Here is a 23870-nt window from a genome sequence, read left to right on the forward strand (position 1 = left end):
GAGCCCGTCGCTCCTGGCATGCATGCCCGGTACAGGCAGAAATTGTTGGTCACATTGTGTGTCCTGCCCACGAGGGCTTGCCATGGCGGTCGCTTTGACTGCCAGGCGCAGCTATCGGCATCAGGGTTGAGAGATTGACGGTCCCGTGCTGGACGACGCCCCTTTGTGGGCGTTTTCAGCGTTGTAGCCACTACAACTTAGGGAGGAGCCACGCATGGCCAAACAAATCCGTATCGAGAACGTCTTCAAGGTGTTCGGAGATTCCCCCAAAGCCGCACTGGAACTGGTGCGCAAAGGCGCCACCAAGCAAGAAGTGATGGAGAAGACCGGCAACTCCATCGGCGTGTTTGACGCCAACTTCACCATTGAAGCCGGTGAAATCTTTGTCGTCATGGGCCTATCGGGCTCGGGCAAATCCACCCTGGTGCGCATGCTCAATCGCCTGATCGAGCCCACCAGCGGCGCCATCGTCGTCGATGGCCAGGACATCAACCAGCTGTCGGACAGCAAGCTGCGCGCGCTGCGCCGCAAGGACATCTCGATGGTGTTCCAGTCCTTTGCGCTGATGCCCCACCTCACTGTGGTCGAGAACACCGCCTTTGGCCTGGATCTGGCCGGCGTCAAGCGTGAAGAACGCCTGGCTGCGGCTGAGCAGGCGCTGGAGCAGGTGGGCCTGGCCGGCTGGGGCGCGAGCTACCCCGATGAGCTGTCCGGCGGTATGCAGCAGCGTGTGGGCCTGGCCCGCGCGCTGGCATCCGATCCTTCGATCCTGCTGATGGACGAGGCCTTCTCGGCGCTCGATCCCATCATCCGTACCGAAATGCAGTCCGAGCTGATGCGCCTGCAAGAGATCAAGCGCCGCACCATTGTCTTCATCTCGCACGATCTGGACGAGGCCATGCGCATTGGCGACCGCATCGCCATCATGAAGGACGGCATGGTCCAGCAGGTCGGCACGCCCGATGACATTCTGCGCAACCCCGCCAACGAGTATGTGCGCGCCTTTATCCAGGGCGTGGATGCGGCAGCAGTGTTCAAAGCTGCCGATATCGCCCGCCGTGGCATCACCATCGTCAAGGAAAGCGACCAGCGCGGCGCCCGCGCCGCAATGCAACTGCTGCAGGACGAGGACCGGGATTTTGCCTATGTGGTCTCGCCCCGCAAGCAGTACCTGGGCACGGTCTCGACCGAATCCTTGCGCAATGCGCTGAAGGGCCATGTCGGCCCGCTGGGTCTGCAGCATGCCTACCTGGACAAGGTCGAACCCATTGCCGAAGACGCGCTGGTGGCTGATCTGTTTGGCCAGGTTGCGCAGGCCCCCTGCCCGCTGCCGGTGCTGCGTGCCGATGGCCGCTTCGTCGGCGCGATCAGCAAGAACACCCTGCTGCGCTTCCTGGACCGCGACACGCCCCCTGTGCCGCCCACCGACCCCGCCGTGATCGCCATGCAGGCGGCCACCGAGGCCGCTGCCGCTGAAGCCGCCAATACCGACAACAACGACAACAGGAGTGCCGCATGAGTACCGACAACACGATGACCATCGCCCAGAACACTGCCGCTGCCGACCCTTGGGCCGATACCGCATCGACCAGTTCGAGCGCGGCCACCGCCTGGACCGGCACAGAGGCCACCAGCGCGCCGGCACCCGCAGCCGTCAGCGATGACCCCTGGCAGGCCGTTGGCAATGTCTCCGGCAACACTGACTGGCTCGGCGGCCCCGACGCCGTAGGCCAGACTGCCGATGCCGCCCAGGCTGCAGCGCAGCATGCGCAAGCCGCCCACGACAGCGGTTTCCACCTGAGCCAGCTCTGGGACGGCAGCCTGCCGGTGCAGGACTGGATCAACAGCGGCCTGACCTGGGTCGTCGCCAATTTCCGCCCCTTCTTCCAGACCGTGCGCGCGCCGATTGACGGCACGCTCACGGGTGTGGAGCATTTCCTGACCGCCATCCCCATGCTCGCGATGGTGGCCATTCTGGCGCTGATCGCCTGGCAATTCGCCGGCGGTGCCCTGGCCATTGGGGCCGTGGTGTCGCTGCTGATCATCGGCATGCTGGGTATCTGGCATGAGGCCATGGTCACCCTGTCGCTGGTGCTGACCTCGCTGGCCTTCTGCATCATCATCGGCCTGCCGCTGGGCATTTTTCTGGCCAGCAGTGACCGTGCGCAGAAGTTCTTCCGCCCGGTGCTCGATGCCATGCAGACCACCCCGGCCTTCGTCTACTTGGTGCCGGTGGTGATGCTGTTCGGTATTGGCAATGTGCCTGGCGTGGTCGTGACCATTGTGTTTGCGCTGCCACCGCTGGTGCGCCTGACCAACCTGGGTATCCGCCAGGTACGCCCTGACCTGATCGAAGCCAGCCGCGCCTATGGCGCCTCGCCGCTGCAATTGCTGTGGAAGGTGCAGCTGCCGCTGTCCATGCCCTCGATCATGGCCGGTATCAACCAGTCTCTGATGCTGTCGCTGTCGATGGTGGTGATCGCCTCGATGATCGCTGTGGGCGGCCTGGGCCAGATGGTGCTGCGCGGTATCGGCCGCCTGGACATGGGCCTGGCCACCGTCGGCGGCCTGGGCATTGTGCTGCTGGCCATTCTGCTGGACCGCATCACCCAGGCGATGGGCCAACCCCGCCGTGGCGTGCGCCACTGGTGGCAAACCGGCCCTGCCGGCATCATCGCCCGCGCCCTGCACAAGCCAGAAGCCAGCCCTGCACCCAAGCCCCTGCCTCAGCCAGCGGCCCAAAAGCAGTCGCAGACGCAGCCCGGCCAGGACGCCGTGCCTGCCGCCTAGGCCCAGCCAGGGCAGCTGCCACCGCCGGCTGCGCTGCCCGCCCGCTTGGCCCCATTTGCACATTGATCGGCGGCGCGCACTGCGCCAGCGCCGAACCCATAACAAGGAGCATCCATGACATTCACCCCCCATTCCTGGCAGGCCTTCGCAGCCCCGACCCGCATGGTCAAAAGCCTGCTGGCCACCAGCCTGCTGGCCGCTGGCCTCGCTGCCGCCGGCCATGCGATGGCCCAGGATCTGCCCGGCAAGGGCATCAAGGTCCAGCCACTGCAAAGCTCGATCGCCGAAGAAACCTTCCAGACGCTGCTGGTCAACAAGGCCATGGAAAAGCTGGGCTATGAGGTGCTGCCCATCCGCGAGGTGGAATACGCCACCGCCCACGTGGCCATCGGCAACGGCGACGCCACCTACATGGCCGACCACTGGGATCCGCTGCAGGCCGACTTCTACAAGAACGCCGGCGGCGCCGACAAGCTCTACCGCGAAGGCGAGTATTCGACCAGTGCCGTGCAAGGCTATCTGATCGACAAGAAGACGGCTGACGAGCACAAGATCACCAATATCGAGCAGCTCAAGGACCCGAAGATTGCCAAGCTGTTTGACACCGACGGCGACGGCAAGGCCGATCTGACCGGCTGCACCCCCGGCTGGGGCTGTGAAGGCGCGATCGAGCACCAGCTGACCGCCTACCAGCTGCGCGATACCGTCACCCATGTGCAAGGCACCTATGCCGCGCTGATGGCCGACACCATCGCCCGCTACAAGTCCGGCAAGCCCATCCTGTACTACACCTGGACGCCCTACTGGGTCAGCGCCGAGCTGCGCCCCGGCCGCGATGTCGTCTGGCTGCAAGTGCCGTTTACCGCACTGCCCGGCAACCAGGCTGATCTGAAGACCGCGCTGCCCAACGGCAAGAACTACGGCTTCCCGCTCAACACCCAGAAGATCGTTGCCAACAAGCAATTTGCCGAAGCCAATCCTGCGGCCGCCAAGCTGTTTGCGATCATGAAGCTGCCGGTCTCCGACATCAACGCCCAGAACCTGGCGATGAAGGAAGGCCAGAACAAGCCTGCCGATATCGAGCGCCATGCCGACGGCTGGATCAAGGCCCACCAGGCCGAGTTTGACGGCTGGGTCAAGACGGCGCTGGACGCCGCCAAGACCCAGTAAGTCTGCAGCACCGAACGCCCGGCAGCTTCTGGCCGGGCAGGTGCCTCCCCTCGGGGCATGTCGCCATGTCCACCGGTGCAGCGCCAGCGCTGCCCGCCACCCAGCCCTCCGCAAGCTGCACACCCACCACCCGGCACCGCCGGCCGGGCCTGGCGCCGTCTTGCCCCCAGGGCTGCCCATGTTCCCTCTCGGTGCGCGCCTTGCGCATCGCGTTTCAATCCAAGGAGAAGACCATGACCTATAAAAACCGCCTCAATCGCCCCATCCACCTGGCCTGCGCCGCCGCCATCTCGCTGATGGCCTGGGGACCCGTCGCCCAGGCGCAAGACCTGCCCGGCAAGGGCAAGGATGTGCTGCCCCTGCTGGGCACCGTCGATGAAGAGCTGTTCCAGACCCTGATCGTGTCGCGTGCGCTGGAAAAGCTCGGCTACACCGTCAAGGACCCCAAGGGCCTGGAGAACGGCACCGAGCACGTTGTCGTCGGCCAGGGCGATGCCACCTTCATGGCCAACCACTGGATTCCGCTGCACCAGGAGTTTTATGAGCGCAATGGCGGCGCCAAGGTCTTCTACCGCGAAGGCATGTTCTCGACCAATGCCGCCCAGGGCTACCTGATCGACAAGAAAACGGCCGAGAAGTACAAGATCACCGACATCATGCAGCTCAAGGATCCCAAGATCGCCAAGCTGTTTGACACCGATGGCGACGGCAAGGCCGATCTGACCGGTTGCAACCCCGGCTGGGGCTGCGAGCTGGCGATCAACAAGCACCTCAAGGGCCTGGGCCTGGAAGGCACGGTGACCCACCGCCAGGGCAACTATGCCGCGCTGATTGCAGACACCATCGCGCGCTACCAATCCGGCAAGCCGGTGCTCTACTATGTCTGGACCCCCTACTGGGTCAACGGCGTGCTCAAGCCCGGCCAGGATGTCGTCTGGCTGCAGGTGCCCAATGTTCCCAATGCCAAGGGCGATGAAGACACCCGCCTGCCCAATGGCAAGAACTATGGCTTCAAGGTGAACAACCAGTACATCCTCGCAAACAAGAAATGGACGGACGCCAACCCGGCCGCCGCCAAGCTGTTTGCGCTGATGCAGGTGCCCATCGAGGACATCACCGCGCAGAACCTGCTGATGCGCAATGGCGAAAACAAGACCGCCGACATCCAACGCCATGCCGACGCCTGGATCAAGAACCACCAGGCCAAGTTTGACGGCTGGATCAAGCAAGCGCTGGCTGCCAAGTAAGCCTGGCACCTGCTGCACCGCAACCACCCCGAGCCCGCCGACCCAGCGGGCTTTTTTGTGGCTTTCTGCGGCGCAAAACTACAATACCGGCCAAACAACGCCCAGCCCCCACGTCCGATGACCCACCCCTGCCTCAGTTGCGGCGCCTGCTGCGCCAGCTTTCGCGTTGATTTTTCAGTCCATGAATGCGACAGCAACGGCGGCCGCGTGCCCTCGGGCCTGGCCGAAGAGGTCAATGACTCCACCTGCCGCATGCGCGGCACCGACTATGCCCGCCCGCGCTGCGCGGCCTTGACCGGCAGCATTGGCCAACAAGCCGCCTGCGGCATTTATGAATGGCGCCCCTCCCCCTGCCGGGAGTTTGCAGCAGGCAGCGAGGCCTGCAACAAGGCGCGCGTACGCCATGGCATGCAGGCGCTGGAGGGCGGGCTGTACTAGCCCGCCCTCCAACGCCCCCATGCACGGCGCTACAGCGGCGCGATGCGCACCACCGGCGCACTGGCCGTTTCGATCGACATGCGCAGCGGCAAGAACTGCGCAATCACCGCCATATTGCTGCGCAGGTGTTCGGTCGCCTCGCTGCAGCTGAAGGCTGCGGGCTGGCCGCTTTGCCACACTGCCAGCGCCTGCAGCAGCAACAGCTGGTCGGCCAGGTAAGCGCAGACAGCGGCATCGGGCTTCTTCTGGTAATCGCGCAGGTCCTGGCAGAGCTTACGCGCCACCGCTTCGGACGACACCCCATGCGCGCCCAGGCCCCAGAACAGCTCGGTGACATGGTCATAGCGCAAGGTGGCCTGCAGCAGGTTGCCCGGGCCTTCCTCCTGGCTCACTGGCAGCAGCGCCATCGCGCGCCGGTCCCAGCCGGTCAGCCGCGCCAGCTCGTCAAATTCGCGCATAGCCACGCCACGCGGCACGGCCGCGCAAACCGCTTCTACCGACACATCCTGCAGCATGCCGCGCGCCAGCAGGTCAAAAGGCTGCAGCCCTTGCGCTGCCGGGCTGATGCAGGCCAGCGCCTCGCCACCGCCCGCCGGATAAAAGCCATAGCGGCGCAGCCGCATATCCAGCCCCGCCCCCATGCGTGCCACCAAGGGCGCATAGGCGCGATCGATGAAGTGGAAGTTGGGCGCCAGCGGGTTGTGCGTGCCGCCCGACAGTTGCACCGTGCTGGCGGCATCGGCCATCAGCAGCGCCGGCAGCACCGTCTGCAGCACCAGCATCGCGCTGCCCGCGCCCGAGATCGGGAAGCGGTAGTCCCCGGACTTGAGCGCCACAGGCGCAAACTGCAGCTCCGTCACACCCGCGCCGATGGGCGACAGCTGTGCATCACTGATGGTCTGAGCTGCCTGCACACAGGCCAGGTGCTGGCGCATCAGACCGGGCTTCTTCCGCTTGGCCCGGATGCTGTGCATCGCCAGTGGCCTTTGCGTGATGACCGACAGCGCCAGCGCCGTGCGCAGAATCTGGCCACCGCCCTCGCCTTGCGAGCCGTCGATCTCGACGGCCGCAGAGTTCGTGCAGTCCCTCATTTTTTGTACTGTCATATTCAACTTTCTCTTCTTATTCTGCTCACCCCCAGCAGCTACTGCCGAGCCCTTTGCCCCAACGCCTCCACCACCGAAGCTTGCATGTAAGGACTATCGCCAAGCGCCTTCATCACTTCTCTATCGCTCATCTGCTCCCAGATCGAAGCAAAGTGCAAATAGATATCAGATTGATGCACCCATGCACGGATGGTCACCTCTAACACGGGCTTATCATCAGCAAAGGCGTTCAGCGCTTTACCTAAGCGATTCAACTCAGCGTATAGAACACCAAACTGTGCTGCGGCCCAAGGCGTAGAAGAGACTTCCCAGGCTCTGAGATAAGGCTCCAGTTCCAAGCCTGCCAAGCCAAACATCACCAGTAAAGCATCAGCACTTTCATTCAATATCGGAAGACGCTCTCGCTCATCTCCGGCATCCAGCCACCAACGCCACAGTGACAGGGACCAACGCGCAATAGCTGCTCGCTCATCAGCAGTGAGCAGCGCATGGTCAAACCCACCCAGACGATCCAGCGCGATCTCGGTTGAATGGCGGACCAACTCTGCATCACCATGCGAGATAAGTTCTGCCACGCGAGGCAAAAAATGCAGATACTCATCGGCATCTTGCTGGGCCTCATGGGCTGCATCCTGGTATTCATAAATATGTGTCTGAGTAAGCAGACGCAAACTCCAGTCGCACATTTCGCGTGCCAGATGCTCATCCATGCAGCAGCTCATGCAGGCATTTAAGGGCCAGACCACACGACGCGTAGCGCAGGCCTCATACAAATCCCGCACTGCCTCCATCACCGATAACGGCGCTCCGGCGGGAAAGTCGCTGGCCGTCGGCAAATAGTTCTCTCTTTTTGCCATTTTCTTCTCTCTCTTGATCATATGGACCCAGTTGGCATTGCCTCATGGGCCATCGAACGGCGTACGCTTCACCTGCTTATTCATGCAGTCTGCGTAGAAGGAAAAGGCGCAAGGCCCTTCACCCCTTCACACACACCACCTGCTTGAGCGTGTACACCACCTCCACCAGGTCGCTCTGCGCCGCCATCACCGCGTCGATGTCCTTGTAGGCCATGGGGATCTCATCGATCACCTCGGCGTCCTTTCGGCATTCCACGCCTTCGGTGGCGCGCTTCTGGTCCTCGACGGTGAACAGCTTCTTGGCCTTGGTCCGGCTCATCGTGCGACCGGCACCGTGGCTGCAGCTGTTGAAGCTCTCGGGGTTGCCTTTACCGCGCACGATAAAGCTCTTGGCCCCCATGCTTCCCGGGATGATGCCCAGCTCACCCTGGCGAGCGCTCACCGCGCCCTTGCGGGTCACAAACACCTCCTGGCCAAAGTGCGTCTCGCGTTGCACATAGTTGTGGTGGCAGTTCACCGCCTCCAGGTGCGTCTCGAACGGTTTGGTGATCACCTTTTTCAGCGCATGGATCACGCGGACCATCATCACCTCGCGGTTGGCACGCGCAAACTTCTGCGCCCAACCCACCGCTTTGACATAGTCCCCAAAGTAGGCGGCGCCTTCTTCAAAATAGGCCAGGTCCTTATCGGGCAGGTTGCGTTGGTGCAGCTCGGCATCCTTCTTGGCCAGCTCGATGAAGTGGGTGCCAATGGCGTTCCCCACCCCGCGCGAGCCCGAGTGCAGCATGATCCACACCGCTTGGTTTTCGTCCAGGCAGACTTCGATGAAGTGGTTACCGGTTCCCAGGGTTCCCAGGTGCTTGTAGTTGTTGGTGTTCTTGATGCGCGGGTGCGCTTCGCAGATCTCCTCGAACTCCTTCACCAGCCCTGTCCAGGCGGCATCGGTTTCCTCAGGCGGCGTCTCCCAGCTTCCCTTGTCGCGGCCATAACGCTTGGGCGTCATACCCACCGGCACAGCCCGCTCGATCGCAGCGCGGATCGGCGCCAAGTTGTCGGGCAGATCGCTGGCCGTCAACGTGGTCTTGCAGGCCATCATTCCGCAACCCAGGTCCACCCCCACCGCTGCCGGGATGATGGCCTTGAGCGTAGGCACCACCGAGCCGATGGTGGCACCGATCCCCAAGTGCACATCAGGCATCACCGCCACGTGCTTGAACACCACCGGCAGGCGCGAAATATTGGCCAGCTGGTTCTGCGCTTCGGCCTCGACCGGCACGCCATTGGTCCACATCTTGATCGGCACGCCATTGGGTACTTGTCGTTGTTCGTAGGTCATGTTGTTCCCTGTTCTTTCTTCTGTGTCTGTGTGGGCTTGCGCAGTTGCGTCCTGGCCCCGTCCGGTGGGAAAGCAGGATCCTCGCCCTGCTTTCCCCGACTCACGCCACGTGGCGCTTGCCATCTTATTTGCCAGAAGCGTGCCAACTCTACTCCATTGCTGAAATTTTTCATCAAACCATTGAATTAAATGGTAATTTTTAAGATATGCGCTCTCAACCTACAAAAACTATTTTTAGAAAAATAGCTACATAGCTAGATATATTAGAATTAAAGCTAATTCATTCCAACCGATCCTATGAAACCCATCACCGTCATCGGCTTTCTCGGCACGCAGCTCGACAGCGGGCGCGGCGCGGGCCGCTGGAGCAAATGGCGGCCCTCGGTCGCCATCACCCAGCATGAAGACATGGTGGTGGCCCGCATGGAGCTGCTCTACACGCGCTCGCATGTGGACCTGGCCCGGCTGGTGCAAAAGGACATCGCCACGGTCAGCCCCGAGACCGAAGTGAACCTGGTGGAGTTGCCGATCCGCGACCCCTGGGACTTTGAAGAGGTCTACGGCGCGCTCTACGACTGGACCAGCAGCTACCCCTTCGACAGCGACCAGGCCCAGTACTGGCTCAACATCACCACGGGCACCCATGTGGCGCAGATCTGCCTGTTCCTGCTGGCGGAATCGCGTGCGATACCCGGCGTGATCCTGCAGGCTTCGCCGCCCAAGCGGCAGATCGATGGCGCGGCCGGCAACTATGCGCTGATCGACCTGGACCTGTCGCGCTACGACGCACTTGCCACCCGCCATGCCCAGGCCCAGCAGGATGCAGTGGCCTTTCTCAAAAGCCATATCCCCACCCGCAACCCGCGCTTCAATCAGCTGATTGCCGAGATCGAACAGGTGGCAGGCCGCTCCCAGGCCCCCATGCTGCTGGTGGGCCCGACGGGCGCGGGCAAGTCCTTTCTGGCGCGCCGCATGTACGAGCTGAAAAAGGCCCGCCACCAGATCAGCGGCGCCTTTGTCGAGGTCAACTGCGCCACCTTGCGCGGCGACAGCGCCGCCAGCACCTTGTTCGGCCACAAGAAAGGGGCCTTCACCGGCGCCGCCACCGAGCGCGCCGGCCTGTTGCGCACCGCCGACCAGGGCCTGCTCTTTCTCGACGAAATCGGTGAGCTGGGCGCTGACGAGCAGGCCATGCTGCTGATGGCGATCGAGGAAAAGCGCTTCTACCCGATGGGCTCGGACAAGGAGGTGAGCAGCGACTTCCAGCTGATAGCAGGCACCAACCGCGACCTGCGACTAGAGGTCAGCGCCGGCCGCTTCCGCGAAGACCTGTTCGCCCGCATCAACCTCTGGACCTACAACCTGCCCGGCCTGGCCCAGCGCAGCGAAGACATCGAGCCCAACATCGACCACCTGCTGGTGCAACACGCCCAGCAAACCCACCGCACCGAGCGCTTCAACGCCGAGGCGCGCAAACGCTACCTGCAGTTCGCCCAGAGCCCACAAGCCCTGTGGAGCGGCAATTTCCGCGATCTGCACGCGAGCGTGACGCGGCTGGCCACCTTGTCGACCAGTGGTCGTATCACCGAGGACCAGGTGGAGGCGGAGATTGGTCGGCTGCAGTGGCTGTGGCAGCGGCCGGATGCTGTGGCTGCTTCTTCTGACGTTTCTGCAGATGTGGCGTTGGAGGCCTTGTTGCCTGGTGATGCCATTGAGGCGATGGATTTGTTTGACCGGATGCAGTTGGCGTCGGTGGTGCGGGTGTGTCGGTCGGCCAGTAGTTTGTCGGAAGCAGGGAGGCAGTTGTTTCAGGCTTCGCGGGCGCAGCGGGCGGTGGTGAATGATGCGGATCGGTTGCGCAAGTATTTGCAGAAGTTTGGGTTGAGTTGGGATTTGGTTTGTTCTGCTCGTTGAGCTTGATTCTCTCTGTTTAGGCCTTGGTTCGTTTTTAACTTCTGCCGTTCATTGCATGCTGCTGGCCGGATTTCGCCCGGCGGGCGAGGTACTTTTCTTGGCGACCAAGAAAAGTACCCAAAAGAAGGTCGCCCTGCTGACTGCGTCCCTTCGCTTCGCTGCGGGCAACCTGTGGTGCTCGGGCATGGGCTGCACCGCGAAACTCACTACGCGCCAGAGGCGCTCCGTTCAAACAGACGCGGTGAGTCAGCTCACGATGCAGTTGCACTCTTCGGTGCAACTGCCCAGCCCATACCCTGTGCTCCTCGGCGCATTCAGAAGGGGAGATTCGCAGACGCAGGCCATCGCTACGCTCGGCCCCAAAACTGGCCGAGCGCAGCGATGGCCTGAAGGCTGTTGGCTGTTGGCTGTTGGTATTTTTGAACACCCCCTTTTGCATGCGCCTGGGGCGTGGCGTTTGCGGGGTGGCGTTGGCACCGAAGAGTGCCAGCGCTTCGTCAACTAGCTTGCCGCGTCTGTCCGAACGGAGCGCCTTGGCGCGTAGAGAGTTTCGCGGCACACCCCGCAAACGCCACGACACAGGTTGCCCTTCGCAAAGCGAAGGGTCGCAGGCAGCAGGGGCGGCCTTCTTTTGGGTACTTTTCTTGGCCGCGCAAGAAAAGTACCTCGCCCGCCGGGGCGAGACCCGGCCAGCTGCCCTACGCAGTAGTAAACAGAACTAATTAACAAGCACAACGGCCAGCCAACCAGCAAGAAGCAAAGGCCAGCATCCTCCACCACCCAAAGAAGCTATTCCGAATCCCCCCTTTTGCATGCGCCTGGGGCGTGGCGTTTGCGGGGTGGCGTTGGCACCGAAGAGTGCCAGCGCTTCGTCAACTAGCTTGCCGCGCCTGTCCGAACGGAGCGCCTTTGGCGCATAGAGAGTTTCGCGGCACACCCCGCAAACGCCACGACACAGGTTGCCCTTCGCAACGCGAAGGGTCGCAAGCAGCAGGGGCGGCCTTCTTTTGGGTACTTTTCTTCGGCCGGCGATCCGGGGCCGCGCAAGAAAAGTACCTCGCCCGCCGGGGCGAGACCCGGCCAGCAGCTGCTAGCCAAGCGAACAAGCAAGCAAACAAGAAGATAAAAGCAAAACAAGAAAAACAAACAACATGGATTTCCCACAAATCCTAAAATCCCCACCTTCCAGCGCGCAGAGGCAGCAACCAAAGCCACCCCAGCGCCACCCCAGGCATAACAGGCAAAAAACCCGTGTCCCCTTTTGAATCGATTGCCCGCCGCGAACGCGGGCTGCTGCAGCAACTCACTGCAGCCCAAATGACGATGATCGCCATCGGCGGCGCCATCGGCACCGGCCTCTTCATGGGCAGCGCATTTGCCATCGGCTTCGCCGGGCCCAGCGTGCTCATCAGCTACGCCATCGGCGCACTCATCGGCCTGCTGCTGATGGGCTGCCTGGCCGAGATGACCGTCGCGCATCCGACCAGCGGCTCGTTTGGCGCCTATGCCGAGCACTACCTCAGCCCCCTCGCCGGCTTTGTGGTGCGTTATGCCTACTGGGCGGCCGTGGTGCTGGCGGTGGGGATGGAAGTTACCGCCGTTGGCAAGTACATGAAGTACTGGTTCCCCGAGGTGGAGCAGTGGGTCTGGGTGGCGCTGTTCTCGGTCATTCTGGCCGCCGTCAATGCCACCAGCGTTAAGGCCTTTGGGCAGATGGAGTATGTGTTCTCCATGGTCAAGGTCGTGGCCATCGTCGCCTTTATCCTGATCGGCGCCTATGTGGTGTTCGGCTCGCGGCCCGAAGGCGTGGGGTTCTCCAACTACACCGCAGACCGGGGCTTTTTCCCCAATGGCTGGTGGGGCACCTGGGTGGGGGTGATCATCGCCATCTTCAGCTACCTCAGCCTGGAGTCGATCGCGATTGCCGCCGGTGAGGCGCAGAACCCGCGCCAGGCGGTCACCTCGGCGTTCAAGACCACGGTGCTGCGCCTGGTGCTGTTCTACCTGCTGTCGCTGGCCTTGATGCTGGCCATCGTGCCCTGGAGCCATGCCAGCACCGACAAGAGCCCCTTCGTCAAGGTGATGGAGATCGTCGGCATCCCCGGCGCGGCCAGCGTGCTCAATTTTGTGGTGCTGGTCGCCAGCCTCTCGGCGATGAATGCGCAGCTCTATGTCACCTCACGCATGATGTTCAGCCTCTCGCGCGGCGGCTATGCGCCGGCAGCGCTGGGCAAGGTCAACAGCCGGGGCGTGCCGATGGGCGCGATTGCCATCTCTTGCCTGGGCATGGCTGTGGCCATGGTGCTCAACGTGCTCAAGCCCGAGGAGTCGCTCACCTTGATGATGTCGATCTCGATGTTCGGCGCCATGTTTGCCTGGTTCATGGTGTTTGTCACCCACCTCTTCTTCCGCCGCCGCTGGCAGCGCGAGCATCCGGGCGAGCGTCTGCAGTTCCGCATGTGGGGCTTTCCGGTGCTGACCCTGCTGGGCGCCGTGCTGATGCTGGCCGTCATCATCACCACCTATTTCACCGACGTGTTCCACATGACCACCCTGATCGGCGTGCCCATGCTGCTGGTGATGACCGCCGTCTACCTGATCTGGTACCGCAAGCGCTGATACATTGCATAGCTATGCCAAACACGCCTCACTCTGCGCCAAGCCTTTGGGACATCTCGCCGCCCGTCTATGTGGGCATGCCGGTGTTCCCTGGCGACACGCCCTTCCAGCAGCAATGGGTGGCCAGCATCGGGCCGGGTTGCCCGGTCAATGTGGCCAGCATCACCAGCACCCCGCATGCCGGCGCCCATGCCGATGCGCCGCTGCACTATGCGCCCGATGGCGCCACCATCGGCCAGGTGGATCTGGCGCCCTACCTGGGCCGCTGCCGCGTGGTCCATGCGATCGGCTGCGGCCCGCTGATCGAATGGCAGCACATCGAACACGCGATAAGCGACGACCTGCCCGAGCGCGTGCTGGTGCGCACCTACCAGCAGATGCCGCAAACCCAATGGGATGCCGGCCTGACCGGTTATGCGGCCGAGACCGTCGAGCGCCTGGCCGCGCTGGGCGTGCGCCTGATCGGCATTGACACCGCCAGCATCGACCCGGCCGACAGCAAGGCCCTGCCCAGCCACCAGACCATTCGCCGCCACGACATGCGCGTGCTGGAGAACCTGGTGCTGGACGCCGTGCCCGAAGGCGACTACGAGCTGATCGCGCTGCCGCTCAAGCTCGTGCAGGCCGATGCATCGCCGGTGCGCGCCGTGCTGCGCGCGCTGCCCGGCACCTACAATCAGGCCACGGCCTGAACCCCCTCCTCCCTTGCGGCAGGCGCCTGGCCCACCAGCGCCTGCCCGCCACCATTGACAAAGAGACCTAGCCATGACCACCTTGGAAGCCTGCCGCGACGTTGACCAGCATGAGCCGCTGGCACCGCTGCGCCACCTGTTCGACCTGCCCGAAGGCGTGATCTACCTGGACGGCAACTCGCTGGGCCCGCTGCCCAAGGCCACCGCGGCACGCGTTGCCGATGTGGTGCAGCGTGAATGGGGCCAGGGCCTCATCCGCAGCTGGAACGATGCCGGCTGGATCGACCTGCCCCAGCGCCTGGGCGACCAGTTTGCGCCCTGGATCGGCGCCAAGCCTGGCGAGGTCGTGTTCACCGACACCACCTCGGTCAACCTCTACAAGGTGCTGAGCGCAGCCATCCGCCTGTCGCAGCAAGAGTTCTCCGACCCGGCACCGCGCACCAAGGTCATCAGCGAGCGCAGCAACTTCCCCACTGATCTGTACATCGCCGAATCGCTGTGCAAGCAGCACAACCTGGAGCTGGTGCTGATCGAGCCCGAGGAGCTGCCCGCCTGCCTGACCACCGATGTGGCCGTGCTGCTGCTCAGCCACGTGAACTACCGCACCGGCCACATGCACGACATGACCCAGGTCACGCGCGACGCGCATGCGCAGGGCGTGCTGACCGTCTGGGACCTGGCCCATGCCGCCGGCGCCGTGCCGGTGGACCTGAATGCCGCCAACGCCGACTACGCCGTGGGCTGCAGCTACAAGTACCTCAACGGCGGCCCTGGCGCCCCGGCCTTTGTCTGGGTGCATGCGCGCCATACCGACAAGTTCTGGCAGCCGCTGTCGGGCTGGTTTGGCCATGCCGAGCAATTTGCTTTCAACAGCGACTACCAGCCTGCGCCCGGCATCCGCCGCTACATGTGCGGCACCCAGCCGATGATTGCGCTGTCGGCCCTGCAGTGCGGCCTGGACATCTTCAGCGAAGCCGAGAAGTACGGTGGCATGACGGCGCTGCGCCGCAAGTCCATCGCGCTGACCGACCTGTTCATCGAGCTGGTGGAGACCCGCTGCGCCGGCTACGGCCTGGGCCTGGCCACGCCACGCGATATCTTTGCGCGCGGCTCCCAGGTCTGCCTGACCCGCGACGACGGTGCGGGCGTGGACGGCCAGGGCAGCGGCGCCTATGCCATCGTGCAAGCGCTGATCGCCCGTGGCGTCATCGGCGACTTCCGCAAGGGCGATGGCGGCAAGGGCCCGCACAAGGACATTCTGCGTTTTGGCTTCACCCCTCTCTACACCCGTTTTGAAGACGTGTGGAACGCGGTCGAGCACCTGCGCCAAGTGCTGGAATCGGGCGAATGGCAAAAGCCCGAGTTCAACCGCATCAACGCGGTGACCTGATTGCACAGCCCGTCCAGCATCCGCCCCGCCATGTCCGAACGCATTGCCATTCTCGACTTTGAAACCACCGGCATGAGCCCCGCGCATGGCGCGCGGGCGGCCGAGGTTGGCATCGTCATGGTCGAGAACGGCCGCATCGTCGACCGCTACCAGAACCTGATGAACGCCGGCCAGCGCATGCCCAGCTTCATCACCCAGCTCACCGGCATCACCACCGCGATGCTGCAGGCGGCAGCGCCCGCAGAGCAGGTGATGCGCGAGGCAGCGGACTTTGTCGGCACGGCGCCGCTGGTGGCACACAACGCATCGTTTGACAGCAAGTTCTGGCTGGATGAGCTGGAACGCGCTGGCTGCGCAGCCAGCCCGGCCGCAGCGCCTGCCGGCAAGCTGTTTGCCTGCACCGTGTTGCTGTCGCGCCGCCTCTACCCCGAGGCACCCAGCCACTCGCTGGGCAAGATCGTGCGCCACCTGCAGCTGCCGCCGGCCGACAAGGCCCACCGGGCACTGGCCGATGCCGAGATGACCGCCCACCTGCTGCTGCGCATGCAGGCCGATCTGCGCAGCCGCTGGCACATCCCCGAGCCCAGCCATGCGCTGCTGAGCGAATTGCAGGTCTGCCAGCGCAAGCACCTGGGCCGCTGGCTCAGCAGCACCTCCGCGCGCCAGACCCAGCCGCAGCTGCCTGAGCTGGCCAACACCGTGATGCCTATGGCTGCGCCAGCAACACGCTGAGCAGCACATTCAGCGCCGCCATCAGCAGCACGGCCAGCCCGGTCACCAGCAGCACCCTGGACTGTACCCAGGCGCGCTCGGCCTGCGCAGCACCGGGCACCAGCTGGCAGGCCATCTCCACCTTGCCGGGAGAGGCCATCAGCAGCAGTGCCGCGCTGACATTGTGGACCGCCATAAACGGCAGCACCGCCACGCCCAGGGCCTGCGCAATCTCGGCCTGGGTGGCCGCAAACATCGCATTGGCGCCCGTGTTGGAGCCGGTCACAAAACCACCCAAGGCCCCCACAAAAGGCGCGGCAAACACATAGGCGCTACCGCCCTGCGCCAAGGCATGGGCCAGTTGCGCCGCCATGCCCGACACGGCCATCACCACGCCCAGCACGATGAACAAACCTGTGACCGGCGCCACCTGGCGCCAGGATTGCCAGACCCGCTGCAGGCTGCTGGCCGCCGGCAGGCCACGCGCAAACCAGGCCGCCGCCACAAACAGCCACAGCGCAGGTGATGCCAGCAAATGCCAGGCGCCTGCGCCTTGCAAGGCCCGTAGCACCGCACCCGCCACCAGCACGCCCAGCAGCAACAAACCATAGGCTGCCAACGCGCGCCAACCCAAAGGCCCCAGCGGCGCCGCAGCCTGGCCCGCAGAGGCAGTCGCACCGCGCCGGCCCAGCCAGAGCCAGAGCACGGTCATCAGCAAAGCGCCCAGCGCACCAGCGGCCGAGGTGCCTGCCAGCGCATTGCTCAGCCCAATGGCCAGCGCCAGCACCAGGCCCGACAGGGCACCCTGCAGCATGGCACCCGCACGCCGGTCCGGCGCACTGGCCAGCCCCGCTGCCACCACACCGACAACCACCATCGGAATCACACTCACCATCGCCGATGCCACACCCAGCGCATCAAAGCCAAGCCCGGCCATGGTGGCCGCAATCAAGGTGCCCGGGCCCATCGAACCCCAGGGCACGGCGCAGAGGCCCAGCAGCCCAATCAGCGCGATCTTGCGCGCCGGCAAACCGCTGTGCGCCAGCAGCGGAATGCCGATGGTGATGCCAATGCCAAAGCCGGTCAGCGATTCGGCAAAGGGCGTGACCCCATGCACCACCAGCAGCACGGCGCCCACGCCTTCGCCGGTGCGGCCCATCACCCACTGCGCCAGCGCCTTTTGCGCCCCGGCAGCGCGCAGCACTTCGGACAGCAGCAGGCCGCCGCCCACGATCAGCAGCACCTCGGCCAGCACCGGCATCCAGCTGGTCACTGCCTGCAGCGCCACAGGCCCACTGAGCGGAAAAGCCAGCAGGCAGCCGGCCAGCGCCAGCACCACCCCGATCAGCGCCGCATACAGCGAACGCAGCCCCAGCAGCAGCCCCGCGATGACAGCCAGGACCGGTGACGCACTCAAGAACAGGTACATTGAAGGAACTCTTGTTGAAATTGCATATAAGCAAATAATATTTCCTACACGAAATATAGTCAATCCATGTCGACTGAAAATTCCCCACCCAGCACCGATTCCGACCTGCAATTCGGCCTGGCCGTGCGCGCCCGCCGTGCGCAGCTGGCCATCACCCTGGACCAATTGGCCCAGGCCAGCGGCGTCACCTCGGGGGCGCTGTCCAGGGTGGAGCGGGGCCTGCTCAGCGTCAGCCTGCGCAACGCCATGGCCATTGCGCGCGGCCTGGGCTGCGAGCTGAGCGAGCTGGTGCAAAGCCCTGCGCCGGCGCAGATCACCCGTGCGGGCGAACATGCGCGCTTTGTGCATGAAGACACTGGCATCGTGCGCCTGGCCCTGGCCCGCCCGCAGCCGGGGCTGGAGCTGCTGCACTATGCCGTGCCGCCAGGCCAGGCTTCCAGCCACTTTGCGCCGCACCGCCCGGGCACGCGCGAGGTCTTCTATGTCGAGACCGGCAGCCTGCGCGTCTTCACCGGTACTGATTCAGTGCTGCTGCAGGCGGGCGACAGCGCCCAGCTGGCGATGGACACCGAGCACCACTTTGCCAACGAAGGCCGGGGCGTGGCGCATTTCATCCTGCTGGTGGCGGCGCCTGCGCATGGGGGCTGATGGCCCCTTGCAGTGCCGTCATCACGAAGATGGCTGGAACAACCGCTCGGCCACAAAGTCCACAAACACACGCAGGCGCGGCGACATCAGCCGGCCCGAGGGCCAAAGGATGCTGAACTGGCCGGCATAGGTCAGACAGTCGTCCAGCACCGTCTGCAGACTGCCATCGGCCAGCGCGTCGCGGGCCAGAAAATCGGGCATATAGGCAATGCCCAGGCCGCCAATGGCCGCGCCGCGCAACGCCTCCATGTTGTTGCAGGTCAGCGCCGGCGGGTGGGCGGCAGCATCATGCGCGGCGTCGGCGCTATCGCGCCCCATCTGCCAGGGCTGCAGCTTGCCCGAGGTGGGAAAGCGAAAACGCAGGCAGTCATGCGCCGCCAGATCCCCGGGCCGCTGCGGCCGGCCGCGCTGCGCCAGATAGGCCGGGGATGCGCAGAGCACAAAGCGGAACAGGCCCAGGCGCCGCGCGCTGAGGCTGGAATCGGCCAGCACGCCGCTGCGGATCACCGCATCCAGGCGCGCCTCGACCACATCGACCAGCCGGTCGTTGAAGTCCAGGTCCAGCTCGATATCCGGGTAGTGCGCGCGGAAAGCCGGAATCACCGGCAGCAAGAAGCGGTAGCCAATGGTGGGCAGGCCAATGCGCAGCAGGCCCCGGGGGCTGCTCTGCGTGCTTGACAGCAGCGCCTGCGCATCCTGCAGGTCATCCAGAATGCGGCGCCAGTGCGTGTACATCAGCTCGCCCTCGTGCGACAGCGACACCCGCCGCGTGGTGCGCACCAGCAGCTGCGTGCCCAGCTGCGCCTCCAGCTTGGCCACGCTCTTGCCGACGGCCGATGCCGAGATGCCCAAGGCGCGGGCAGCAGCCACAAAACTGCGGCGCTCGGCCGCCTGCACAAAGGCGGCGATGTGGTTCAGGTTGTCCATGCGCGCATATTACGGAAATTTGGTTGTTAATCAAACAACGACTGGCCCATTTATTAGCTATCCATTCCTCATTAAGCTCAACAGCGTGTTTTTGCAGGAGTTGGCTATGCCTCAATTTTTACCCGCCACCGGGCGCGGGCCCTGGATGGTTCTGGCATCCGTTTGTATGGCAGCGCTGGTGCTGCCGCTGAGTTTTTCTGGCGGGGCCGTGGCCACGCCGGCGATTGGCCGCGCACTGGGTGGCAGCGCCACCAGCCTGGGCTGGATCACCAATGCCTTCATGCTCGGCTTTGGCAGCTGCCTGATGGCCGCCGGCGCGCTGGCCGACCAGTGGGGGCGCAAGCGGCTGTTTTTGCTGGGCCTGTCCACCTTCTGCCTCGCGGGCCTGGCGCTGATGCTGGCGCGCAGCGTCTGGCAGATTGACCTGCTGCGCGCGCTGCAAGGCGTGGCCGCTGCCGCCACCTTGGCCGGCGGCACGGCCGCGCTGGCGCAGGAGTTTGCAGCAGCGCAGCGCGCCCAGGCCTTCAGCCTGCTGGGCACCACCTTTGGCACCGGCCTGGCCTTTGGCCCGCTGCTGACAGGCTGGCTGATTGAGCACACCGGTTGGCAGGCCGGCTTTGCGCTCTGCACCGGCCTGGGGCTGCTGGCCTTGCTAGTCGGCATGGTCGCGATGCGCGAATCGCGCGACCCGCAAGCCCAGGGCCTGGACTGGCCGGGTGCGCTGCTGTTCACCAGCATGCTGGCCTTGCTGACCCTGGGCATGGTGGAGGCCGCCGCGCGGGGCTGGCACAGCCCGCTGGTCATCGCGCTGCTGCTGGCCTCTGCCATTGCGCTGTTGCTCTTCATCGCCGTGGAACGGCGCGTGGCCCGGCCCATGCTGGACCTGAGCCTGTTCCACTACCCGCGCTTTATCGGCGTGCAGGTGCTGCCGATTGCGACCTGCTACTGCTATGTGGTGCTGCTGGTGCTGCTGCCGCTGCAGCTGATCGGCATTGGCGGCTACAGCGAGGTGGCGGCCGGCTGGTGGATGCTGGCGCTGTCCGCGCCGATGCTGGTAGTACCACTGGCCGCAGCCTGGCTGACGCGCTGGTTCGGCCCCGGTCCCATTTCGGCAGCGGGCTTGCTGCTCGCGGCCGGCGGCCTGCTGTGGTTGGCGCAGATCCCCGTGGAGGCCGGTGGCATGGCACGTGTGCTGCCGCTGTTGCTGATCGGCAGCGGCGCGGGCCTGCCCTGGGGCCTGATGGATGGGCTGTCGGTCAGCATGGTGCCCAAGGAACGCGCGGGCATGGCCACCGGTATTTTCAGCACCGTGCGCGTGGCCGGTGAAGGCATTGCGCTGGCAATGGTGACCGCGCTGCTGGCCGGCTTTATCACGCCGCACCTGCCGGCATCCCTGGAGGTGGCCAGCCTGCAGACTGCCGCCCAGCAGCTGGCAATGGGTGAGCTGCGCCAGGCGCTGGCCTTGCTGCCTGCCCAGCCCGATGCGGCAGCGACGTTGGGTTTGCAAAAGGCCTATGGCCAGGCCTTTGCACAGCTGCTGCAGGTGCTGGCGGCGATAGCCACGGTCTCGGCCCTGGTGGTGCTGGGCCTGCTGCGCCCGGCCAGTGGCGATGCGCTGCAAGTCGCTGATGCGACCGCTCAGTAGCTTTTGGCCGACAGGCTGGCCCAGAGGTGGGCCGCCACCAGCGCCCGCCAGGGCGCAAACGCGCCCAGCCACTGCTCGGCCTCGCGCTGCGAGACGCTGGGCACCTCCAGCAAGCGGGCCAGCGCATTGCGCACCGCCACATCGCCATGCAGGCTGCCATCCAGCCAGCCAAAGCCGCGCAGCAGTGCGTAGTGCACCGTCCAGGGGCCAATGCCCTTGATGGCCAGCAGCGCATCTTCAATCGCCTGGGCGTCTTGCGCCTGTAAGGGCTGGGTGCCCCAGGCATCGAGCGGCAGGCTGCCATCCAGCACGGCGGCGAAGACACGCTCCAGCGTGGCGATCTTGCTGACCGAGAAGCCTGCGGCCCGCAGCTGCTCGGGCGTCAGCGCCGCCAGCGCGCTGGCATCCGGGTGGCAGAGCATGCCGCTGCTGTGCTGCACGGCCGTGGCCGCAATCAGGCGGCGGCGCAGTGCAATGGCCGCCGCCACGCTAATCTGCTGGCCGGTGATGGCCCATACCAGGGCCTCAAACGGGCTGCTGCTGGCGGGCACACGCAGCCCCATCTGGCTCAGCAGCAAGGGGCCCAGCACCGGGTGCTTGCCATGCTGCAGCGCCAGCTGGTCCGCCCCCTCGCCCAGGCCCAGCATGCGCGCCACCATCGCATCCAATGCGGTCTGGTCATCGCCGGTGTCGGCCGGCCCATCGACCGCCAAGCTGGCAACCGCCAGCGCGGCGCCCTCCGCCAGCTCCAGCTGCAGCAACGCTGGCCGGCCTTGCCAGGTCAGGCCCTTGCTGACCCGCAGCCCCTCGACCTTCTCGGAAGCCTGCAGCGCATCCCGGGCATGCAGGGCCAGCATGTCCTGCGGGCGGTAGTTGGCAGGCAGGGCGACTTGGGTGCTCAGGACCAGGGGCATGGGAGGGCGTGCGGAAGGCGGCGGCGGGCGCGGTTCCCCACTATAGGGGATGGATGGAAGGCAATGCAGTCACAGCTGTTTTCATGCGCTACGGCTATTCCGCGTCGTGGAACACAATGCCCAGCGTATGGCGCTGGCCACGCAGCACCGTGGACACCCCATGCCGGTGCTGCACGCGGTAGCTGCCGCGCGTGCCCTGCACCGGCCGCTCGCGCACCGCAATGATGGCAGCATCGCCACGCTGCAGCGGCAGCACCTGCGCGCGCGACTGCATGCGGGGGCGCTGCTCGGTCAGCACCAGTTCGCCGCCGTCAAAATCCTCGCCCGGCTGCGACAGCAGCACGATCACCTGCAGCGGAAACACCAGCGCACCATACAGGTCCTGGTGCAGGCAGTTGTAGTCGTCTGCGCCATAGCGCAGCAGCAGCGGTGTGGGCCGCAACTGGCCCGCTGCATGGCACTGCGCCAGCAAGGCCGCATGCTGCGCAGGCCAAGGCGGGGCTGTGGATGTGAACTGCTGGCGCCATTGCTCCGCCACGGGTTGCAGCCGGGCATAGAGCGCCGTGCGCAAGGCCTGCAGCAACGCTGGCAGCGGGTAGGCAAAGTACTGGTACTCCCCCCGGCCAAAGGCATGGCGCTGCATCTGGATGCGGCTGCGAAAATGCGCCGCCTCGTCGTACATCGCGGCGATCTGCTGGCACTGCGCCGCATCCAGTAAACGGGGTAGCAGGCCCCAGCCTTGGCGGTCCAGCTGGCTTTCAACGGCGGTCCAGTCATAGCGCCGCAAGCTTGCCTCACCCGCGCTATCCGTGTCGGAACCGGCTAAGCCTGCGGGCGTTGCACTGGTCTCAACATCCAGCGGCAACGCAACCTGCGCAGCGCAGGCCAGGCGCTTACCCATGGCGGGCTACGCGCGGCGCCTGCGGCGCCAGCTCGGCCTCGTGCTGCAGCAGTGCGCGCTTGCGGTCCACGCCCCAGCGGTAGCCGGAGATGCCGCCGTCATTGCGCACCACCCGGTGGCAGGGAATGGCCACGGCAATCGCATTGGCCGCGCAGGCACCAGCAACAGCGCGGCTGGCCTGGGGCATGCCCAGCTTGCGCGCCAGTTCGCTGTAGCTGACGGTGCTGCCGACCGGAATCAACCGCAGCGCCTGCCAGACCTGCTGCTGAAAGGCGGTGCCGCGCACATCCAGCGGCAGCGCCAGGCCGCGCGTGGGTTCGTCAACAAAGCCGATGACCTGGGCCATCCAGCGCTCAAAGGCTGCATCGCCACCCGCCAGCTGGGCTTTGGGAAAACGCTGCTGCAGGTCCTGCACCAGCGCATCGGCATCGTCGCCCAGCAAGATGGCGCAAATGCCTTGCGCAGTGGCGGCCACCAGGATGGGGCCCAGGCTGCATTCGGCCACGCCAAAGCGGATCTGCTGCGCCGCGCCGCCGGTGCGGTACTGGCGCGGGGTCATCCCCAGCACGGCCTGGCTGTCGCGGTACAGCTGCGCGGTGCTGGCAAAGCCGGCATCAAAGATCGCATCGATGACGCGGGGCGCCTCTTGCGCATCACCCAGCGCGGTTTGCAGCCGCTGGCGGCGCTGGGCCTTGGCATAGGCCTTGGGCGATACGCCCACTGCGGCCTTGAAGACGCGCTGCAGATGGAAGGGGCTCATGCCGGCCCGCTCGGCCAGCTCGGCCAGGCTAGGCTCTTCTTCGGCGCTGGCGATCCAGTCGCAGAGCTGGGCCATCAAGGCCGCATGGCCGGGCTTGGCTGCTGCCTCGGGCTGGCAGCGCTTGCAGGCGCGGTAGCCGGCGGCCTGGGCCTGCGCTGCGGTGTCGAAAAAGCTGACGTTCTCGGGCTTGGCCAGGCGCGAGCTGCAGGACGGCCGGCAAAAAATACCGGTGCTGCGCACGGCATAGACAAAGCGGCCGTCGGCCGCAGCGTGGCGGCCTTGCACATCGGCCCAGCGCGGATCGGCCAGGGTTTGCTGTGCGCGGGTGGCGGCCAGCGCAGCGGCGTTGGACATGCTGGCAGCCGACGTGGAGCGT

20 protein-coding genes are annotated in these 23870 nt (G+C 65.0%); 12 read left to right on the top strand and 8 right to left on the bottom strand.

Annotated elements, in window-relative coordinates; translation table 11 throughout:
• Positions 1 to 214: 214 nt before the first annotated feature.
• From proV to LPW39_RS11455, 5 genes are all read left to right on the top strand, one after another.
• On the top strand, positions 215 to 1519 hold the full coding sequence (proV, locus tag LPW39_RS11435) for a glycine betaine/L-proline ABC transporter ATP-binding protein ProV (RefSeq protein ID WP_230774744.1): 1305 nt from the start codon (positions 215 to 217) through the stop codon (positions 1517 to 1519).
• Positions 1516 to 2790 carry a glycine betaine/L-proline ABC transporter permease ProW gene (gene proW / locus LPW39_RS11440; protein WP_230774746.1) on the top strand — a complete coding sequence of 425 codons (1275 nt, stop codon included), beginning with the start codon at positions 1516 to 1518 and terminating at the stop codon, positions 2788 to 2790. Before proV ends, proW begins: the two co-directional genes overlap by 4 nt.
• Positions 2791 to 2952: 162 nt before the next feature.
• Positions 2953 to 3960, top strand: coding sequence for a glycine betaine/L-proline ABC transporter substrate-binding protein ProX (gene proX / locus LPW39_RS11445; RefSeq protein WP_230775469.1), 1008 nt, complete (start codon positions 2953 to 2955; stop codon positions 3958 to 3960).
• A 233-nt stretch (positions 3961 to 4193) separates the two neighbouring features.
• Positions 4194 to 5207: a glycine betaine/L-proline ABC transporter substrate-binding protein ProX gene (gene proX, locus LPW39_RS11450; protein ID WP_230774748.1), complete on the top strand. Its 1014-nt coding sequence runs from the start codon at positions 4194 to 4196 to the stop codon at positions 5205 to 5207.
• 117 nt (positions 5208 to 5324) lie between these two features.
• A complete protein-coding gene (locus LPW39_RS11455; protein ID WP_230774750.1) occupies positions 5325 to 5645 on the top strand; it encodes a YkgJ family cysteine cluster protein in 321 nt (106 codons plus the stop codon).
• Positions 5646 to 5674: 29 nt separating this feature from the next.
• Here LPW39_RS11455 and rtcA read toward each other — a convergent pair whose 3' ends face one another.
• The 3 genes from rtcA to LPW39_RS11470 form a co-directional block, all read right to left on the bottom strand.
• Entirely contained in the window at positions 5675 to 6751 is a 1077-nt protein-coding gene (gene rtcA, locus LPW39_RS11460; protein WP_230774752.1) for an RNA 3'-terminal phosphate cyclase, read from the bottom strand.
• 38 nt (positions 6752 to 6789) lie between these two features.
• Positions 6790 to 7629 (bottom strand): hypothetical protein, encoded by an 840-nt coding sequence (locus LPW39_RS11465; protein WP_230774754.1) that lies wholly within the window; start codon positions 7627 to 7629, stop codon positions 6790 to 6792.
• 97 nt (positions 7630 to 7726) lie between these two features.
• The gene (locus LPW39_RS11470) at positions 7727 to 8944 is read right to left on the bottom strand and encodes an RtcB family protein (protein WP_230774756.1); all 1218 of its coding nucleotides are present in this window, start codon (positions 8942 to 8944) and stop codon (positions 7727 to 7729) included.
• Positions 8945 to 9241: 297 nt separating this feature from the next.
• Between LPW39_RS11470 and rtcR the strand changes: the two genes are divergently transcribed.
• The 5 genes from rtcR (at position 9242) to LPW39_RS11495 (ending at position 16291) form a co-directional block, all read left to right on the top strand.
• Positions 9242 to 10858 (top strand): RNA repair transcriptional activator RtcR, encoded by a 1617-nt coding sequence (gene rtcR / locus LPW39_RS11475; protein WP_230774766.1) that lies wholly within the window; start codon positions 9242 to 9244, stop codon positions 10856 to 10858.
• A gap of 1251 nt (positions 10859 to 12109) precedes the next feature.
• Positions 12110 to 13477, top strand: coding sequence for an amino acid permease (locus LPW39_RS11480; RefSeq protein ID WP_230774768.1), 1368 nt, complete (start codon positions 12110 to 12112; stop codon positions 13475 to 13477).
• A gap of 14 nt (positions 13478 to 13491) precedes the next feature.
• Complete coding sequence (kynB, locus tag LPW39_RS11485; RefSeq protein ID WP_230774777.1) at positions 13492 to 14169, top strand: arylformamidase; 678 nt, start codon at positions 13492 to 13494, stop codon at positions 14167 to 14169.
• A gap of 73 nt (positions 14170 to 14242) precedes the next feature.
• Positions 14243 to 15559: a kynureninase gene (gene kynU, locus LPW39_RS11490; RefSeq protein ID WP_230774779.1), complete on the top strand. Its 1317-nt coding sequence runs from the start codon at positions 14243 to 14245 to the stop codon at positions 15557 to 15559.
• A 30-nt stretch (positions 15560 to 15589) separates the two neighbouring features.
• A complete protein-coding gene (locus tag LPW39_RS11495; protein ID WP_230774781.1) occupies positions 15590 to 16291 on the top strand; it encodes a 3'-5' exonuclease in 702 nt (233 codons plus the stop codon).
• Here the strand turns inward: LPW39_RS11495 and LPW39_RS11500 are convergent.
• The gene (locus LPW39_RS11500; protein WP_230774783.1) at positions 16266 to 17699 is read right to left on the bottom strand and encodes an L-lactate permease; all 1434 of its coding nucleotides are present in this window, start codon (positions 17697 to 17699) and stop codon (positions 16266 to 16268) included. The two genes, LPW39_RS11495 and LPW39_RS11500, sit on opposite strands and share 26 nt — an antisense overlap.
• Positions 17700 to 17765: 66 nt before the next feature.
• Here LPW39_RS11500 and LPW39_RS11505 point away from each other — a divergent pair, with 66 nt between their 5' ends.
• Entirely contained in the window at positions 17766 to 18347 is a 582-nt protein-coding gene (locus LPW39_RS11505; RefSeq protein ID WP_230774785.1) for a helix-turn-helix domain-containing protein, read from the top strand.
• A gap of 21 nt (positions 18348 to 18368) precedes the next feature.
• On the opposite strand, the gene LPW39_RS11510 is transcribed toward LPW39_RS11505, so the two are convergent.
• Positions 18369 to 19274, bottom strand: a complete 906-nt coding sequence (locus tag LPW39_RS11510) for a LysR family transcriptional regulator (protein ID WP_230774787.1) — start codon at positions 19272 to 19274, stop codon at positions 18369 to 18371.
• Positions 19275 to 19380: 106 nt separating this feature from the next.
• On the opposite strand from LPW39_RS11510, the gene LPW39_RS11515 reads away from it, so the two are divergent.
• Entirely contained in the window at positions 19381 to 20919 is a 1539-nt protein-coding gene (locus tag LPW39_RS11515) for an MFS transporter (protein ID WP_230774789.1), read from the top strand.
• Here the strand turns inward: LPW39_RS11515 and LPW39_RS11520 are convergent.
• The 3 genes from LPW39_RS11520 to ada form a co-directional block, all read right to left on the bottom strand.
• Positions 20913 to 21833: a DNA-3-methyladenine glycosylase 2 gene (locus tag LPW39_RS11520; RefSeq protein ID WP_230774791.1), complete on the bottom strand. Its 921-nt coding sequence runs from the start codon at positions 21831 to 21833 to the stop codon at positions 20913 to 20915. The genes LPW39_RS11515 and LPW39_RS11520 overlap by 7 nt on opposite strands.
• Positions 21834 to 21927: 94 nt before the next feature.
• Positions 21928 to 22734: a 2OG-Fe(II) oxygenase gene (locus LPW39_RS11525; RefSeq protein WP_230774793.1), complete on the bottom strand. Its 807-nt coding sequence runs from the start codon at positions 22732 to 22734 to the stop codon at positions 21928 to 21930.
• Positions 22727 to 23848 (bottom strand): bifunctional DNA-binding transcriptional regulator/O6-methylguanine-DNA methyltransferase Ada, encoded by a 1122-nt coding sequence (gene ada, locus LPW39_RS11530; RefSeq protein ID WP_230775471.1) that lies wholly within the window; start codon positions 23846 to 23848, stop codon positions 22727 to 22729. The genes LPW39_RS11525 and ada overlap by 8 nt, the downstream gene beginning before the upstream one ends.
• Positions 23849 to 23870: the final 22 nt, after the last annotated feature.

Source organism: Comamonas koreensis, from assembly GCF_021026195.1.
Taxonomy (GTDB): Bacteria; Pseudomonadota; Gammaproteobacteria; order Burkholderiales; family Burkholderiaceae_C; genus Comamonas; species Comamonas koreensis.

Coding starts and splice junctions, on each gene's coding strand:
- LPW39_RS11500 (WP_230774783.1), bottom strand. CDS start 17,699: ATGTACCTGTTCTTGAGTGCGTCACCGGTCCTGGCTGTCATCGCGGGG.
- proW (WP_230774746.1), top strand. CDS start 1,516: ATGAGTACCGACAACACGATGACCATCGCCCAGAACACTGCCGCTGCC.
- LPW39_RS11455 (WP_230774750.1), top strand. CDS start 5,325: ATGACCCACCCCTGCCTCAGTTGCGGCGCCTGCTGCGCCAGCTTTCGC.
- LPW39_RS11495 (WP_230774781.1), top strand. CDS start 15,590: ATGTCCGAACGCATTGCCATTCTCGACTTTGAAACCACCGGCATGAGC.
- LPW39_RS11505 (WP_230774785.1), top strand. CDS start 17,766: ATGTCGACTGAAAATTCCCCACCCAGCACCGATTCCGACCTGCAATTC.
- kynB (WP_230774777.1), top strand. CDS start 13,492: ATGCCAAACACGCCTCACTCTGCGCCAAGCCTTTGGGACATCTCGCCG.
- LPW39_RS11520 (WP_230774791.1), bottom strand. CDS start 21,833: ATGCCCCTGGTCCTGAGCACCCAAGTCGCCCTGCCTGCCAACTACCGC.
- LPW39_RS11465 (WP_230774754.1), bottom strand. CDS start 7,629: ATGATCAAGAGAGAGAAGAAAATGGCAAAAAGAGAGAACTATTTGCCG.
- kynU (WP_230774779.1), top strand. CDS start 14,243: ATGACCACCTTGGAAGCCTGCCGCGACGTTGACCAGCATGAGCCGCTG.
- proX (WP_230774748.1), top strand. CDS start 4,194: ATGACCTATAAAAACCGCCTCAATCGCCCCATCCACCTGGCCTGCGCC.
- rtcA (WP_230774752.1), bottom strand. CDS start 6,751: ATGACAGTACAAAAAATGAGGGACTGCACGAACTCTGCGGCCGTCGAG.
- LPW39_RS11470 (WP_230774756.1), bottom strand. CDS start 8,944: ATGACCTACGAACAACGACAAGTACCCAATGGCGTGCCGATCAAGATG.
- ada (WP_230775471.1), bottom strand. CDS start 23,848: ATGTCCAACGCCGCTGCGCTGGCCGCCACCCGCGCACAGCAAACCCTG.
- LPW39_RS11510 (WP_230774787.1), bottom strand. CDS start 19,274: ATGGACAACCTGAACCACATCGCCGCCTTTGTGCAGGCGGCCGAGCGC.
- proV (WP_230774744.1), top strand. CDS start 215: ATGGCCAAACAAATCCGTATCGAGAACGTCTTCAAGGTGTTCGGAGAT.
- rtcR (WP_230774766.1), top strand. CDS start 9,242: ATGAAACCCATCACCGTCATCGGCTTTCTCGGCACGCAGCTCGACAGC.
- LPW39_RS11515 (WP_230774789.1), top strand. CDS start 19,381: ATGCCTCAATTTTTACCCGCCACCGGGCGCGGGCCCTGGATGGTTCTG.
- LPW39_RS11525 (WP_230774793.1), bottom strand. CDS start 22,734: ATGGGTAAGCGCCTGGCCTGCGCTGCGCAGGTTGCGTTGCCGCTGGAT.
- proX (WP_230775469.1), top strand. CDS start 2,953: ATGGTCAAAAGCCTGCTGGCCACCAGCCTGCTGGCCGCTGGCCTCGCT.